The 16269-nt window shown below is 55.9% G+C and carries 10 protein-coding genes; 4 read left to right on the top strand and 6 right to left on the bottom strand.

Annotated elements, in window-relative coordinates; all coding sequences use genetic code 11:
- Positions 1 to 71 precede the first annotated feature (71 nt).
- The 3 genes from KE531_09330 to KE531_09320 all read right to left on the bottom strand — a co-directional run bounded on the left by KE531_09330 (position 72) and on the right by KE531_09320 (position 4761).
- A complete protein-coding gene (locus KE531_09330) occupies positions 72 to 2189 on the bottom strand; it encodes a glutamine synthetase III (GenBank protein MBR9953810.1) in 2118 nt (705 codons plus the stop codon).
- 124 nt (positions 2190 to 2313) lie between these two features.
- The gene (fba, locus tag KE531_09325) at positions 2314 to 3177 is read right to left on the bottom strand and encodes a class II fructose-1,6-bisphosphate aldolase (protein MBR9953809.1); all 864 of its coding nucleotides are present in this window, start codon (positions 3175 to 3177) and stop codon (positions 2314 to 2316) included.
- Positions 3178 to 3255: 78 nt separating this feature from the next.
- The gene (locus KE531_09320) at positions 3256 to 4761 is read right to left on the bottom strand and encodes a threonine synthase (protein ID MBR9953808.1); all 1506 of its coding nucleotides are present in this window, start codon (positions 4759 to 4761) and stop codon (positions 3256 to 3258) included.
- Positions 4762 to 4959: 198 nt separating this feature from the next.
- Here KE531_09320 and sfsA point away from each other — a divergent pair, with 198 nt between their 5' ends.
- The 3 genes from sfsA (at position 4960) to KE531_09305 (ending at position 8115) form a co-directional block, all read left to right on the top strand.
- Positions 4960 to 5670, top strand: coding sequence for a DNA/RNA nuclease SfsA (gene sfsA / locus KE531_09315; protein MBR9953807.1), 711 nt, complete (start codon positions 4960 to 4962; stop codon positions 5668 to 5670).
- Between the two features lie 91 nt (positions 5671 to 5761).
- Complete coding sequence (locus tag KE531_09310) at positions 5762 to 6007, top strand: ferrous iron transport protein A (GenBank protein MBR9953806.1); 246 nt, start codon at positions 5762 to 5764, stop codon at positions 6005 to 6007.
- A complete protein-coding gene (locus tag KE531_09305) occupies positions 6004 to 8115 on the top strand; it encodes a ferrous iron transporter B (GenBank protein MBR9953805.1) in 2112 nt (703 codons plus the stop codon). Before KE531_09310 ends, KE531_09305 begins: the two co-directional genes overlap by 4 nt.
- A 4-nt stretch (positions 8116 to 8119) precedes the next feature.
- Here the strand turns inward: KE531_09305 and KE531_09300 are convergent, their stop codons facing one another.
- From KE531_09300 to KE531_09290, 3 genes are all read right to left on the bottom strand, one after another.
- The gene (locus tag KE531_09300; protein MBR9953804.1) at positions 8120 to 9175 is read right to left on the bottom strand and encodes an NAD(P)H-dependent oxidoreductase; all 1056 of its coding nucleotides are present in this window, start codon (positions 9173 to 9175) and stop codon (positions 8120 to 8122) included.
- Positions 9176 to 9361: 186 nt separating this feature from the next.
- The gene (locus tag KE531_09295; protein MBR9953803.1) at positions 9362 to 10609 is read right to left on the bottom strand and encodes a lactate dehydrogenase; all 1248 of its coding nucleotides are present in this window, start codon (positions 10607 to 10609) and stop codon (positions 9362 to 9364) included.
- A gap of 75 nt (positions 10610 to 10684) precedes the next feature.
- Entirely contained in the window at positions 10685 to 15547 is a 4863-nt protein-coding gene (locus KE531_09290) for a cytidyltransferase-related domain protein (protein ID MBR9953802.1), read from the bottom strand.
- A gap of 261 nt (positions 15548 to 15808) precedes the next feature.
- On the opposite strand from KE531_09290, the gene KE531_09285 reads away from it, so the two are divergent.
- A complete protein-coding gene (locus tag KE531_09285) occupies positions 15809 to 16201 on the top strand; it encodes a transcriptional repressor (protein ID MBR9953801.1) in 393 nt (130 codons plus the stop codon).
- Positions 16202 to 16269 lie beyond the last annotated feature (68 nt).

Here is a 16269-nt window from a genome sequence, read left to right as displayed (position 1 = left end):
ATAAAAAATGTGCCGGCCCCGCGGAATTATCTCTCCGCCGGGACCGGCACTTCGTGTTTCTGTTCTATTTTTTACACTTCAAAAATCAAATCCCCATAGCTCGGGAACGGCCAGAATTCCTTGCCCACGATCATCTCGAGCCGGTCGGCCGGAGCTCTCAGTTCCTCCATGGCCGGAGCCACCTCTTTGTGGTACCGCTCTGCCTTTTCCTTGACATCCTCCACTGCCGCGCATTCCTCTGTTACGCTGGCAAGCTTTGCGAGAGCCGTCTTCATCTCAGAAAGCAGATCCGATGTCTCAAGAAGAAGCTCGGTCTGGACGCTCACGTCTGCCTCCGGGCAGGCGTTCTTCACGGTTCCAAGGGATTCTGCAAGCATCGTCGTGTATCGGATCACGGCCGGGATGATCTGTTTCCCTGCCATGTCGATCATGGTCTTCGCTTCGATGTTCACGGACTTTGCGTATGCCTCATACTCGATCTCAGCCCGCGCCTCTAACTCAGCCTTCGTGTAGACGCCGAAATCGCCGAACAGCTTAACAGCCTTCGGAGTAATCAGCGCCGGGATGGAATCTACCATAGATCTTAAGTTCGGAAGCCCTCTCCGCTCGGCTTCCTCCACCCACTCTTCTGTGTAGCCGTTGCCGTTAAAGATAATCCGCTTGTGCTCTACTAACATCGTCTTAATCAGGTCATGGACAGCCGTATCGAAATCGTCTGCCTTTTCCAGGACGTCTGCCGCCTCTTTGAAGGCCTCGGCCACGATGGTATTTAACACCACGTTTGCAGATGCCACGGAGTCGGAGGAGCCCACCATACGGAACTCAAACTTGTTTCCCGTAAAGGCAAATGGCGAGGTACGGTTGCGGTCGGTGGCGTCTTTATCCAGATCCGGAAGCGTCGTAACGCCGGTCTTTAAGGTTCCGCCGGACTTGGAATGAGTCGCAAGGCCGGTGCTGCAAAGCTGGTCGATCACGTCCTCAAGCTGCTCGCCGAGGAAAATGGAGATGATGGCTGGCGGCGCCTCCTGAGCCCCAAGGCGGTAGTCATTTCCCGGAACGGCCGCTGACTGGCGGAGCAGATCCGCATGCCGGTCGACAGCCTTTAAAATGCATGCCAGCACCAGAAGGAACTGGATATTTTCATGGGGCGTCACGCCGGGATCCAGCATGTTGATGCCGGTATCGGAAGTCAATGACCAGTTGTTGTGCTTTCCGGAGCCGTTCACACCCTTGAACGGTTTTTCATGGAGAAGACATGCCAGTCCGCGGCGGCTTGCCACCTTTTTCATTGTCTCCATCACCAGCTGGTTGTGATCGACGGCCACGTTGGCCTTCGTGTAGATAGTCGCCAGCTCATGCTGTCCCGGCGCCACCTCGTTGTGCTGTGTTTTTGCGGAGACACCGAGCTTCCATAGCTCCTCGTTGATCTCCTTCATATATGCGCCGATGCGCTCACGGATGACGCCGTAGTAATGATCGTCCATCTCCTGCCCTTTTGGCGGCATGGCTCCGAACAGCGTCCGGCCCGTGTAAATCAAGTCTTTTCTCTGAAGATATTTCTCCCTGTCCACCAGGAAATATTCCTGCTCCGGCCCTACGGACGGGACAACGCGCTTCACTGCCGTATTCCCGAACAGGTGGAAAATCCGGACTGCCTGCTTGTCAACCGCCTCCATGGAACGCAGAAGCGGCGTTTTCTTATCAAGCGCCTCGCCGCGGTAAGAACAGAAGGCCGTCGGGATGCAGAGCGTAACGCCGGTGGCGTCCTTTTTTAAGAATGCCGGCGAGGTGCAGTCCCATGCTGTATAGCCGCGGGCCTCGAAGGTCGCCCGCAGGCCTCCGGACGGGAACGAAGATGCATCCGGTTCGCCCTTAATCAGTTCCTTGCCCGACAGATCCATGATGATTTTGCCGGCCGCATCCGGGCTACCGATAAAAGATTCATGTTTTTCGGCCGTAATGCCGGTCAGGGGCTGGAACCAGTGGGTGTAGTGGGTCGCGCCGTTTTCCACAGCCCAGTCCTTCATAGCATGGGCAACCACATCGGCGATGGACGGATCCAGCTCACTTCCATTCTCAATGGTCTCCTTCAGTTTCCTGTACACGTTTTTGGGAAGGCGTTCCTTCATAGCCGCGTCGTTAAAGACATTCTCCCCGAAAATTTCTGCCACATTGATGACATCGCTCATACGTTTTGTCCTCCTGACTTTTTCTATGTACGTTTTCCCCCGTACATGGCATTCTTTGCCGCCCCATTATCTGAAAAGCGTCCTTCCTGTGGAAGAACGCTTTTTCTCTGTTTCAAAGCCTTTATCAGGCTTTTCCGACGGAGCCGAACAGCTCCATTTTTGCTTTTACAGTCTCCTTAATAGCCTCTGCGCCCGGAGCCAGAAGTTTTCTCGGGTCGAAGCCCTTGCCCTCAAGGTCTTTGCCGGCTTCGATGTACTTTCTCGTAGCCTCTGCGAAGGAGAGCTGGCACTCGGTGTTTACGTTGATTTTAGCGACGCCGAGAGAGATTGCCTTCTTAATCATGTCTTCCGGGATACCGGTGCCGCCGTGGAGTACAAGCGGCATGTCGCCTACTTTTTCTTTTACGGCAGCCAGGGTCTCGAAGCTGAGTCCTTTCCAGTTTGCCGGGTATTTTCCGTGAATGTTGCCGATACCGGCAGCCAGCATGTCTACGCCCAGGTCAGCAATCATCTTGCATTCGTTGGGGTCAGCACATTCGCCCATGCCAACAACGCCGTCTTCCTCGCCGCCGATGGCGCCGACTTCTGCCTCCAGGGACATTCCCTTCTCGCGGCAGATCCGTACAAGCTCTTTCGTCTTCTCCACGTTCTCCTCAATCGGATAGTGGGAGCCGTCGAACATGATGGAAGAGAATCCGGCCTCGATACATTTTAAGCAGCCTTCGTAGCTGCCGTGATCCAGATGAAGGGCAACCGGAACTGTAATTTTAAGCTCTTCCAGCATTCCGTTTACCATTCCAACGACCGTCTTATAGCCGGCCATGTACTTTCCGGCGCCTTCGGATACTCCGAGAATCACCGGGGATCTTAACTCTTCCGCAGTCTGAAGGATGGCCTTCGTCCACTCCAGGTTGTTGATGTTGAAATGGCCGACTGCGTATTTGCCGTCTCTTGCTTTTTCAAGCATTTCTTTCGCTGTTACTAACATGTTCCGAACCTCCATTGCATCTTATTTTTACAGTGCGCGTCTGCCTTTCGGCCTGCCCTGTGAATAAACTTAGGGTTATTATATCTCATTTTTTCCCGTTTGAAAAGCAAATTTCACAGTTTCCGTCATTTCTTCCGGCCGGCAGGTCTTCGTATGGCGGACCGGGGCGCGGCGGAGCTCTTCCACAGCCTTCGGAACCGCAAGCCCGGTAAGCTCATGGAGGGCGTCGACAGCCGCAAAGCCTTCACAGCCGTCCTTTTCCCCGCCGATGGCTTTTACGACGGTCTCAGCAAATTTATATGGGCTGGCCGTAGAAACAATGACCGTTTTTCTGTAATCGCCTGTCCTGCTTTCATATTTTTCCGTCACAGCCGCAGCCACCGCCGTGTGGGGATCGAGCACGTATCCCGCATCTTCATATACCCAGCGGATTTCCTCAGCGCACTCGTCCATGTCTGCGAAGCCGGCCGCAAAATCGCCCATGAATTCCCGCATATCCGGCGTGATTTCGTAACGTCCCGTCTCTTTTAACGACTCCATCAGAGCCTTTGTCTTTTTGGCGTCGCGGCCGCAGCTTAAATACAGCAGGCGCTCTAAGTTGCTGGAAACCAGGATGTCCATGGACGGTGACGTGGTGAGGAAAAATTCGCGGTTCTTATCATATGTCCCGCTCGTGAAAAAGTCATAGAGGACTTTGTTGTCGTTGGAAGCACAGATGAGCGTTCCGTAAGGGATTCCCATCTGCTTTGCAAAATATGCTGCCAGGATATTCCCGAAGTTTCCGGTGGGGACGGATACGTTGATTTCCTCGCCCTCTTCGATCTCGCCTTCTTTTAAAAGGCGGCCGTAGGCATAGACATAGTAGACGATCTGGGGAACCAGGCGGCCGATGTTGATGGAGTTGGCCGAGGAAAGCCGGATTCCCATGTCTGCCAGCTCTTTTTCAAACGTCTTGTCCTCAAAAATCTGCTTGACGCCTGTCTGGGCATCGTCGAAGTTGCCGTAAAGCCCGACGACCGCGGTGTTTTCGCCCTCCTGGGTCAGCATCTGGAGCTCCTGGATTCGGCTCACTCCGTCCTTCGGGTAAAAAACCATGATTTTCGTTCCCGGAACGTCTGCGAAGCCGGCCATGGCCGCCTTTCCCGTGTCGCCGGAGGTGGCCGTCAGAATGAGGATTTCTTTGTCCTCGCCGTTCTTTCTGGCCGCGGCTGTCATGAGGTGCGGCAGGATGGAGAGGGCCATGTCCTTAAAAGCGATGGTCTTTCCATGGAACAGCTCCAGATAATAGTTCCCCTCTGCCTTCGTGACCGGCGCAATTTCTGCCGTGTCAAATTTTTCGTCGTAGGCGCGTGCAATGCAGTCTTTTAACTCCGTCTCAGTAAAGTCCGTCAGGAATTCCTTCATGACGGCGTAAGCCGTCTCCTGGTAGGTCATGCCTGCGAGTTCTCTGAGGCTTACGGGAAGCGCCGGGATCTTCTCCGGCATAAAAAGCCCGCCGTCCCCGGCCAGTCCCTTTAATATCGCCATCGAAGCGGTGACTCCTGTTTCGCCGCCTCTGGTACTGCTGTAAAATAGTTCCTCCATATTGCCGTTCCTCCATTTTATAAATGCCGCCGTTTGAGGGGGCGGGCGTCCACGTCTTTCCTGTAAAATAAAAACTTTATTGCAGAATTGTAGCACAATTTATGGACAGGCGCAAGAAGTTTTAAACTCCCGAATACTTGACATTTTTATATTTCCTGTCCTATACTTTTCCCATCTTATGTTCCCGGAGGTCCTGCCATGCACTACCCCAACGTCACCACAGGCATTTTTCTCTCCCGCCCCAACCGCTTCCTGGCCCATGTGCGGACAGAGCAGGGGGAAGTCGTCTGCCACGTAAAAAATACCGGCCGCCTGAAAGAGCTGCTTCTTCCCGGCACCCGCGCCGCCGTCCAGTTTCACCCGGATGCGGCCGCCATGGGCAGGAAAACGGCTTACTCCCTGATTGCCGTCACGAAGCCGTCTCCCGACGGTGAGGCCTGGGTCAACATCGACTCCCAGGCGCCGAACCAGGCGGCGTATGAATGGCTGACGAAAGGCTGCGGCCTCCCGTTCTGCCCGGCTCCTGAAAACGTGCGCCGGGAGGTACGGTTTCAGGATTCCAGGTTCGACCTTTCCTTTTCTTACGGCGGCCAGACATGGTTTATGGAGGTCAAGGGCGTGACCTTAGATAAAAACGGGACTGCCATGTTCCCGGACGCGCCGACGGAACGCGGCATCAAGCATTTAAACGAACTTTCCCTGGCGTCCGCGTCGGGATACGGCGCCTGCGTGCTTTTTGTCCTCCAGATGAAGGGGATTAAGGCTTTTTCGCCGAACCGCGAGACTCATCCGGAGTTTGCCGATGCCCTCATTCGTGCCAGGGAAAACGGCGTCCATGTCTGGGCTTACGACTGCACCGTTTTAAAGGACGCCATGTCCATCGACCGGCCGGTGCCGGTGATTTTTTAAGCGCACATCTCTTTGGGGGGCGGACAGACACATGCCCGCCTCCCGCCGCATATTTCACTCGTAAGCACAATTCCATAAGTGAGTGAATTCCATGGTAATCCCATTGAACCAGATAAATCCCGGACAGCATGCAAAAATCGTTTTTATTGCCAACAACGGCCCCATGGCGGGACGGCTTTTTGACCTGGGGTTCGTGCCGGGGTCTGTCCTTTCCTGCGTGCTTCAGAAAAAGCGCCGAAACATTGCCGCCTATCTCGTCCGCTCCGCCGTCATCGCCCTGCGGAACGAGGACAGCCGGCTTATCATGGTGGAACCGCTGGAAAAGGAGGGCTTATGAAGCTTAAAATTGCCCTGGCCGGAAATCCCAATGTGGGAAAGAGTACGATTTTCAATGCGCTGACGAAGCTCAGGCAGCATACGGGGAATTGGCCCGGAAAAACCGTGGCCTGCGCCTCCGGGAATTTTACCATCCACGACGCGTCGTTTTCCATCGTGGATCTGCCCGGCATCTATTCCTTTGACACCCGTTCCGAGGAGGAAAACATCGCCAGGGACTACATTTCGGAGCGGGATTTCGACTGCCTGCTCTTAGTCTGCGACGCCACCTGCCTCGAGCGGGGGCTCTGCCTTTTAAAGCAGGCCGCAGGGCTCTTAAAAAACGGCAGGACGGAACCGGCGTTTGCGGCCCAGTCCGCGGGGGCGGTTCCCGAGACTTCCTCTGCGGCCCAAGCCGCGGGGGCGGTTCCCGAAACTGCCTTTATGGCCCAGTCCGCAGGAGCGGCCGCGGAAACCGGCTCTCTCCCGATGCCCCAGGTCGTCCTCTGCGTAAACCTCTGCGACGAGGCAGAAAAAAAGGGGATCCGAATCGACTTTTCCCGCCTGGAACGTGTCTTAGGAATCCCCGTCATCCCCTGCCGCGCCAGGGAGCGCCAGGGACTTCTTGACTTAAAACGTGTTTTGTTCCGGCTTGCCAGGGAAAAGGCCAGGCAGGAAGGCACAGGGGACGGCTCCCCGGCCGAAGGGACGCCAGTGCGCAGCTCTGCCCGTGGGGACAAACACGAGGGAACCCCGGCGCATGCCAGCGCCGAAGCGCGGCTCCCAAAACGCACAGATTCCCCTTACATCAAAAAAAGGCTCCCGGCAGATTTTCTGCCGGAAGACCTGGCTTCCCAAACGGTTTCCTACACGAAAAAGGATTACCGGAAGCGGGATGATATGCTGGACCGGTTCCTCACAGGGCCGGTGACAGGGACGGCTGTCATGTGCCTTCTCCTCACCGCCGTGTTCTGGCTCACCATCACCGGCGCCAACTACCCGTCCGCGGTTTTATATGATTTCTTTTTTAAAATCGAGACGGCGCTTGTCTCGGCCGCCAGGGCGGCCGGGCTGCCCCAGTGGTTCATCGGCGCCTTTCTCCTCGGCGTGTTCCGGGTCGTCTCCTGGATCGTGTCGGTCATGCTGCCGCCGATGGCGATTTTCTTCCCGCTTTTTACGCTCTTAGAAGACCTCGGCTACCTTCCCCGGGCCGCCTTCAACATGGACGGCGCGTTCCACAAATGCCGCGCCTGCGGAAAACAGTGCCTCACCATGGCCATGGGGCTCGGCTGCAACGCGGCCGGCGTCGTCGGCTGCCGCATCATTGACTCGCCGAGGGAGCGGCTTGTGGCGATCTTAACCAACAGCCTCGTGCCATGCAACGGGCGGTTCCCGCTGCTGCTCACGATGATTTCTTTGTTCCTCATCGGAAACACCGGCGGCGCACCCGGCTTTTCCTCCGTCCTCACGGCCCTGGCCCTCACCGGTTTTATCCTGGCCGGCGTTTTCATGACGCTATTTGCCTCCTGGCTTCTCTCCTGCACGGTGTTAAAGGGCGTCCCTTCGTCCTTTACCCTGGAGCTTCCGCCTTACCGCCGGCCGCAGATCGGGAAGGTCATCGTCCGCTCGGTCCTTGACCGCACGCTTTTCGTCCTGGGCCGCGCCGTAGCCGTAGCCGCGCCGGCCGGGCTTTTCATCTGGATCCTCGCCAACGTGCCGGCCGGGGACGGGACGCTCCTTTCGGTGCTCTCCGGCTTCCTTGACCCGCTCGGAACACTCATGGGATTGGACGGCATCATTCTCATGGCCTTTATCCTCGGCTTCCCGGCCAACGAGATCGTCCTGCCCATCATCTTAATGGCGTACCTTCAGACCGGCGCGCTCACCGACATGGCCGACCAGAACGCCCTGTTAGCCCTCTTAACGGCCCATGGCTGGACCATGAAGACGGCCATCTGCATGGCTGTGTTTTCGCTGTTCCACTGGCCGTGTTCCACCACCTGCTTAACGATCCGCAAGGAGACCGGCAGCATGAAATGGACGGCACTCGCCTTCCTTCTTCCCACGGTGATCGGGGTTTCCTTATGCATCCTGATCTCCGTCCTCTGGGACGCGGCCTGCCTGCTCTGACCGCCTAGCAGATGCCGTTTCCTTTTAATACGGCGATAATCCGTTCCGAGAACTGCCCGATCCGCTCCTCGATGCCAGGAAGCTGCATGGCGGCGCCGGCCTTGTTGGCCGTCTCCATCATGCAGAAATTCCCGGGCAGGAAAAAGGTCTTGTTCATGTTTAAGGCGGCGATGAGCTGGCCCGCCAGGATATCGCTTCCGGAATACCCCGATACAATGACGCTAAACAGCGCCTTTTCGTAAAACCGCGTGGTGCGGAACAGAGCCGTCAGGCGGTTCACAAAGGCGGTCAGGTTGGCCGAAAGGGCGTCGTTATAGTTGGGACAGAGCAGCAAAATTCCGTCGGCGCGCCTGACAGCCGGGTAGACGTCCTCCGACATGACGCCGCCGTAAAAGCACTGTCCCCGCTCGCCAAAGTGGAGGCACATCTGGTACGGACAGCCGGCGCAGTCGGAAAGGGTTCCGTTCCGGAGGTTGATTTCCTCGATTTCAATGCCGGCGGCCTCAAGGGGCTTTCGGATCCGATCCCAGATGGCAAGCGTGTTGGAGGTTTTATGGTTGGAGGCGTGGAGGACGAGAAGATGCGGATGTTCTTTCCCTGTCCAGGAAAAGGAAAGAAGCTGTTCGGCCAGAAGCCTCGCGCTCTTTTTGTAGGCGCCGAACCGGTCGGTATCCATGTTGGCCGCCTGGACGAGGAAATTGTCCAGGGACGCCGTGCCCTCCACCAACGGCCGCCCCACAAAGGCGCAGCCGGCCTGGTTGGCCGCCGCAGTCAGCTCCTTTGCCAGGGATTTTGTGTAAAGCTCGCTGCCGGCATCCACAATCAGGCCTGCAACGGAAGCCTCAAGGGACTGCCCGTTCCTGCGAAGCCACGCCAGAAGCCGGTAGTAGGAAAGGTTAATGCCGTCACGCCCTAAAGGGACGGCAAACAGGAGACGGCGGCCGCAAAGACCGGCATGGCCGGCCGGGGCGCGGCCCGAAGCCGTCATGGCCTCCGTTCCCGGGAAATCTCCGGAAGGCACGCCTTCCGAAGCCGAAAACGCTGCGCCGTTCCCCTGCATCTCCCCTGCGCTCACGGGGCCGCTTCCGTCCTCCGGCCACTCCAAAATCTCCGTCTCCAGCCCCGAAAGCGCATATTCCAGCACTTCATCCAGCCGTTTCGTCTCCTTCGTCCCGCGTTTCCCGGCATAGACTACCGTCAGCTTTTTCTCATCAAGCATGCTGCTTCGCCCCCTTTACGCCGCCTGTCATACAATCGCCTTCAGATTCTTCTCCGCATGGCGGATCCGCCCATAAAGCGCCTCCGGCAGCGGCAGGATTTCATGCTCCAGGCCGCGCTCCGTGTACCGGTTCTTCACGCCCATGTAGACGCCGCCGAGATAGACAGAGCCGCAGTGCCACTGGCCGCGGAGCGTCAAGAGAATCGACAGCGCGCCGGAAGAAAACGCCGGAGCCACGAACGGCTTGTAGCCGATGGCACGCATTTTCAAGTTGGCCGTCACGGTAAGCTCCGTCAGCTCCTTGGAGAGGGCGTCGTCATAATGCTCGATGGAGTCGGCGATCACAAGATCTTCGCCGTGGGGGCCGAAGGAGCGTCCCTCCGTGAGGAACTGGGAAAACCGCTCATCGCGCTTTGCATAGTATGCCGCCCGCGCATTCATGACGCCGAGGCCAAAGCCCTGGATCTGCTCCGGGAAAAGCCCCATATAGTCAAGCTCTCCGGCCTCGTTTTTGTTGCTCTCCAAGAATGCCGTCTTCGCAAGCGGGTCGACCGGGTCGGAAACGGCGCAGAATAAGCCCTTAAATCCGGCATTTCTCGCCATTTTCGCGTACTGGCCGATGATTTTTGAATTGTTTTCAAACTGGTACATCCGCACGTCCTTGACACCGGAGCCCACCGGCGGGATCCCCTTGGATGCAACGAACACGAACACATCGCAGTCAAACAGGTTTTCCAGCTTCACCACGTCAATCTCCGGCAGCGCGTCATATTCCCACGGATAGGCGATCTGGTTCTCCTCAAACTCCCATCTGGCCGTCACCTGGTCGGAAATGTCGCAGATCCCGATGGAGGAAATCACGTCGCCGCCCAGAAGATGAAGCCCCGTCAGAAGCATGCTGCCCACATCGCCGATGGCTAACACATGGACGCGCTTTTTCCCTTCCTTCGGCTTCCAGGAAAGCAGCTCCGAAAGCCTGGGATGGGCGGCATTCACGGCGCGAACACGGCCGGCCTTTATGAGCTCGCGGATCCACTCCGGCAGGTCTTCGCCCTTTGCCTTGTTAAGCTCCGTCTCGTTTAACCAGCTCACATCTTCGTTTTCCTGATACAAAAGCGCCTCGTCGCTCACAAGAAACGATGCCCGGCAGCTTCCCGGCTCTCTGGAAAACAGCCATGTCATCTCGTCTCTTTTCGCCGGTTCCTCTGTCTTCTCAAACGGAAGGCCGTCTTTGTTGGAAAAACAATACTGATCCCCAATCTTATAATAATAAATCATGCCTTTTCCCTCTTTTTCTATGATTTTGGCCGCACGTCCCCGGAAGGCGGGTCTGCGCGGCCCTCTGGCCTTTTATGGCTGGCCTGCCATGAATTCTTTCAGACGGTTCAACATCTCCAGCTCATTTTCCAGATAGACGGAAGCCGCCAGGCTGGCCTCGTAATCCATGCAGCTTCCCTTATCCGGGCAGAGCGGCAGGATTACCGCCTCCGCAAGCCTGGAAAGCGTCAGGTTTTTCGAGAACCGCCTTCTGTATTCTGCCTCAAGCACCATCAGGATATCCCTGGCGTTGGCAATGCAGCAGGCGGAAAATTCAAATAACGCCTCTCTGCTGCACCCCTCAAGCCGCGGCGTCGCATACGGAAGGATCATGTTGACGGACGGCTGGAGCCCCTCGACTTCAATCTCGTCCCGGCGCACCGTATCGCCGCCGATAAACGGGTAAAGCGTCGATTCCACGAACCACTGGCGCAGGTTCGGCACCGTGTAGATGCTCTCCACCGGCATGCCCACCTGCCGCATCAGATCTTTTCCGTATCCGGAAATCACGCCGACTACGACCCGGCGCACCGGGATTTCGGCTTTTTTAAGGAATGGCGCAAGAGCCTGAAGACGGTCTGCCTTGTGAACCAAATCGTCCACCAAAATCACCGGCCGGCCGAAGGACTTAATCATGTCGATCTGGCTCTCAAGCGGCGAATAATTGGGGAACGCCTCGATAGTATAGCTCTGAAGATCCGGCTCGTAAACCTTATCTGTATGGAGCGTCTTTGTTACCGTATTTGGTACTACCTTGCCCCTTAAAATTTTACCAAAGGGCACGCACATGTTTTCGCCCAGGCGCCTCGGCGTCACCGGCTCCCGCTCCACGCCGTTTAAGGAAGTGATCCTGTCCACAAGCCTGTGGTGCATCACGCTGGAGGAAAGGGAGAGGACGAGGTTTCCGGGATACAGCTTTGTCATGGCAAGCTGAAGCTTTTTATGGCCTTCATCAATGGCCTTTAAAACAGCCGGGCTGCTGGCGAGCGGCTCCTTGATAGTCGTCTCGATGTTCTGGAGAAGGAGAAGGGGCTCGTGCATGTCTACCATGAGAACCTCGCGCCGGTCGTTTTCACTGAGGGAGCGCGGTCTCACAAAGCCCTGGCGTTCCAGCGCGTAGACGGCCTCCCTGGAACAGAAGCCCTTATCGGACACGAAGATGGCAAAGTTTTCGTTTGCCTCCAGAGCCTGAGCCAGTACCTCCGCCAGAAGAAGCTGCGCGGCATCGTGGATGGGCTCGCCCTGTCTCCTGTCGTCCTCATGGGCAAAGAGCCCTGTGATTAAGAGCGCCTCCCTGCCGGCCCGGCGGCGAACAGCGTCTGCCAGCTCCACATCGCCAAGAACCGGGAACAGGCCGTCTGCCCGCACGGTGCGGAAGCTTAAAAAGCCTGCTGGTCGGTCTCCTGCCATGGTGTTCCGTAAGATCATCATGCCGTCGCCTTCTCTTTTCAGGCGCGCTAAGATGGACTCGGCTTCCGGGTGTCCCTTTAAGACCGTGACCTCCAGCTCGTCGAGGAGCGCGTCCCCGGCAAACTCCGCCGTCTCAAAGGCGATGGCTCTGGCCCGCAGGATTGGCTTAAATTCCGGCTCCCGGAGATAAATGCCCTTGTTGTAAATGTACTCCTGGACAACCGGGTCGATCAGGTTGGAAATATCCCGGTTGTTGTCGATATTTTCGCGGATCTTCGTGGAGCTGATGTCCTCCAGGTGCTCCGGAAGCTCCAGCTCGATGACTTTTCCTGTAATGTTTTTATAGAGGTCTTCCGGATGGGTCTCTCCGGCACGCCGGAAGACAATGTGGTTCATGCTGTGGATGGAGTTCTCGCACGGCTCTGCCTTGTAGGAGCTGGCGTTATGGAGCACATCGGAACCGGCCACCAGGTACAGATCTTTCCCTTTAAACAGCTCTCTTAACCGCTTCAGATCCGACGGGTTCGCAATGTTCACCGGAATATCGTCCGGGAACAGGTTGATGTAAAATTCATCCGCCACGGACATGTTCACAATCTGGCGCCGCACCATGTGGGGCTGCGTCTTTTTCGACCAGGAGAACTCGTCCACGGCCAGGTAGACGATAAAGCCCATGTCGCGGATTTCCCTTGCAATCTCCTTGTGGGACAAGGTGAACGGGTCGAAGGAGCCAGGGAAGAAGGCCACCTTGTCGCGGATTTTAAGGCCCATACTGCCGCCGAAAAGCTGGTATCTGGAAATAAACCGGCAGATATGGGACAGGGCCGCCGCGCGGTAGTAGAGGCTCAGCTCTCCGCCCTTGTTTTCATGGATCAGGAACAGAAGCTTCTTAAAGCAGAGGGAGAACAGCTCGTTTTTGTCCCGCTCTGCCATCCGCTCGGAGCCGAAGACCGACTGGCCCAGGACGAGAAGCGCCTCCTGGTGAACCTGCTCCCTGTGGTTGGCAAGGCAGCTTAAAATCAGTCCCAAAAGGGCGTATTCCCGCTCCTGCACCTTCTTTTCCGGCTCGCCGAATCTCGACGCATACGGTGCATAGCATTCCAGAAGGACACCTAAGGTATCGAGGGCCACCGAAACAATCCGTTCATTGGCGTTTGCAAGCAGCACATGGAGGCGCTCGATCAAATCGTCAAGCTGTTCCGGCGGGAGCCAGAGGGCCAGGCCGCCCAAGTATTCCGGGATATATTTGGAAATCTCGTACTCGCCCACCTCGAGGCCTTTTAAAAGCTCCACCGCAATCTCGTTTCTCTGGTCGGTGCTCAAAAGGTGTGCCAGGCGAAGAAGCGCGCGGCCGGCGTCGTGGCGGACGCCCACATGCTCGCTGACCTTGATGAGGTTGGAAAAATGCGCGCAGATATGGAGAATGTGCTCCATCTGCCCGTGATCCACCAGATCCACGAGAAGCTTGATGTTTACAGCCTTTATAATCCACGGCGTCGACGCCTTCAGGTTTTCCAGGAAGATATCGCTGACGATGTCGCTGCCGTAAAGGAGCTCCCGCTGGCTCGACGTGTCCATGCGAAGGTTCGTGAGAATCCGGTACTGCTGGAACAGAAGCGGGATGGACTCCGTGTCCATGGTCTGCACTGCATGGCATACCCGCTCGTAAGTCTCATTTTCCGGCGTAATTTCCGCCGTCAGCACGCGGATGGCACGCAGCGCCGCAATCTTGATTTTCAGCTCCGGCGACTCCATCCATTTGAGGGCAAATTCCATCAGCTTATCCAAATGGGGCGCCTTTCTGTAAAGGTCTGCCGGCAGGGAGAAAATGGCGTCTAAAAGGACGAAAACGGAATCGTCTTCCATCTCAAATTCCCTGTCTGTCTCCATCCAGCCGGCAAAGGAGGCGAAGTAGGACTCCCGTTCTGCGCCGGTGCTGCGCTCCAAGGCGGAAATCACGACGAACTTTACGGAGCTCTGAATCCGCTTCTTCTGCTGGTTCGTCAGCCGGTAGTCGGGGCAGATGATCTCCTTTAAATACTCCTCCCAAAGGGATAACGCCGCCCGCTCGTCCGTATCCGGCATGTTGACCGGCCGCTCCTTCCGGTAGCCGGCGTTGAAGTCCGCAAACATTTTTCCGATCAGGGCCGCCGCCTGCCTGCGGATGTCGCCCTCCCGGTTTAATAAAAGCTCATAGAGAAAGCTTAAGGTCTGCCGCTTCTGGCTGTGGTTTAAGTGGATGGAATATTCGTTGAAAATGTTTAAGTAGGCCCGGACATTCTTCCAGTCCTTTTCGCTTCTGGCAGCCTCCAGGATGTTTCCGAACTGCCGCTCCGTCCCCAGGCGGTGCATGACGTCGATGTTATGCTCGATGCCCAGGAAAACGAAGGAGCGCACCACCTGCTCGCCGGTCTGGAGCGCAATGTCCGGAAGCTTTTCCGACTCCGGCCCATGTCCGGAGAGCTCCGTATCGGCGCCCAGGGAGCGCATGTATTTTTCAAATTCATTTAACCTTGCATAGACGACGCGGTAGCGGTTTTTCTTCGCCTCGTCCACGTTGTCCAGCTTGGAGAGAATGACATCAAAGGAATCCTTTAAGGTGTAGATTTTCGTGATTTCCCGGCCGTCTTCCCCGCGCATCTGTTTTACGCGGAAATCGGCGTAGATTAACACCAGGGACTCTACGGAGATGTTTTCAAGCTCCAGATCCCAGGTGGAATGGTTGGCTGCGATGTGGCCGATCACGTCCATGCGGTGAGCGGAGAACCACTCGTTCGTATAGTAATAATGAAGATACGGCACGCGCTCGTTGGGCTTGCAGCCGAATTTTCCCAGATCATGACCGGCTGCCGCCGCGGATGCCAGCGCCAGGTCGATGGGCACACCTGCTTCATAAAGCCCTTTTGCCACGGTCATTGCCACATGGTGAACGCCGGCGATGTGCCCCAGCGTCTCAAAGGGCGTGGCTTCGCGGTTTAACCGCATCATCTCGTAGATGTACTGGTTTCTGAATTCCCGCAGGAAATGGGTATATTCCTCTGCGCTGTCAAAATGCTTATACTCTTCTTCTGTTAAAAATTCAAAGTCGTCAAAGGGGTGGAACGGGACTGTCTTTCGCTCCTCGTCAAAGAAAAACTGGAGGATTTGCAGATAAACCATGGCTGCGGCAGCAAAGGGGGCCGCCGACCGCGAAAATTCCAGATCGGGATATACGATATGGGTCACATACTGATACGTGAAGGACATCCATCCTTTTTCCGGCTCCGGCGCAAGCTTTGAAAGCTCCGGACGGCAGACCTCTAAGATCTGGGCACAGGAGTAGCGTTCTTTCGCCGGGCACAGCTCCGAGAGCACCTGCTCCCACTTTTCCCTCTCGAACAGGGACTGGACTGATCGCCTGCTGAGGCCTGACCGTTTTAAAAATGCACGGTCACTCAGTCTGGAAAACAGCTCCGATGTCAGATGGCGGATATATCGACTGTTCATGCAATCACCTCTCTTGTTTTCTTTGAAGCTTCGGATATCCGGCCAGGAATCCGGTGTTTCCCGGATATCCTCTTTCCTTTAAGTATAATGAAATTTTCCCTTCTTTACAAGCGGATTCTGGCAAAGTCCGGGAGAAGAAATTTTCCATTCTCCATTGACAGGAGGGAATTTTTTTGATAGTATATCAGTAAAAATTATTATTATTGTTTTTGATATATGATTCAGACGACGATGAACGATCTGGCAGAAGGAGTGAGTGGAATGAAAGCCTTAAAATACAGCCGGCAGCGGGAATCCATCAAGAACTGCCTGATGAACCGCACCGACCATCCCACCGCAGATACCCTGTATCTGACGGTGCGGGAAGAGTTTCCCAACATCAGCCTTGGCACCGTCTACCGGAATCTGAACCTGTTGGCGGAGCTCGGGGAAATCACCCGTTTTTCCTGCGGGGACGGTTCCGAGCATTTTGATTTCCGGACGGAGCCCCATTACCATTTTGTGTGCAAGTCCTGCGGCGCCATCCAGGATCTTCCCGTGGAAATGGTGCGGGATACCTCTGAATTTCTCACACAGAAAATCCGAGGGCGCGTGGACTCCCACATGATCTTTTTCTACGGAGAATGTGAGGCCTGTCTCCACAAAAAAAGTTAAATTTCCTGTTGACAAACAGAAGTTTATGTAGTATATTGATATCAGTAACAATTACTATTATTAAAATT

Source organism: Eubacteriaceae bacterium Marseille-Q4139 (assembly GCA_018223415.1).
Taxonomy (GTDB): Bacteria; Bacillota; Clostridia; order Lachnospirales; family Lachnospiraceae; genus CABSIM01.
Note: the sequence above shows the minus strand (reverse complement) of the source record. Positions and strands in the feature narration are given on the sequence as shown.

Coding starts and splice junctions, on each gene's coding strand:
- fba (MBR9953809.1), bottom strand. CDS start 3,177: ATGTTAGTAACAGCGAAAGAAATGCTTGAAAAAGCAAGAGACGGCAAA.
- KE531_09285 (MBR9953801.1), top strand. CDS start 15,809: ATGAAAGCCTTAAAATACAGCCGGCAGCGGGAATCCATCAAGAACTGC.
- sfsA (MBR9953807.1), top strand. CDS start 4,960: ATGCACTACCCCAACGTCACCACAGGCATTTTTCTCTCCCGCCCCAAC.
- KE531_09310 (MBR9953806.1), top strand. CDS start 5,762: ATGGTAATCCCATTGAACCAGATAAATCCCGGACAGCATGCAAAAATC.
- KE531_09290 (MBR9953802.1), bottom strand. CDS start 15,547: ATGAACAGTCGATATATCCGCCATCTGACATCGGAGCTGTTTTCCAGA.
- KE531_09320 (MBR9953808.1), bottom strand. CDS start 4,761: ATGGAGGAACTATTTTACAGCAGTACCAGAGGCGGCGAAACAGGAGTC.
- KE531_09300 (MBR9953804.1), bottom strand. CDS start 9,175: ATGCAGGGGAACGGCGCAGCGTTTTCGGCTTCGGAAGGCGTGCCTTCC.
- KE531_09330 (MBR9953810.1), bottom strand. CDS start 2,189: ATGAGCGATGTCATCAATGTGGCAGAAATTTTCGGGGAGAATGTCTTT.
- KE531_09305 (MBR9953805.1), top strand. CDS start 6,004: ATGAAGCTTAAAATTGCCCTGGCCGGAAATCCCAATGTGGGAAAGAGT.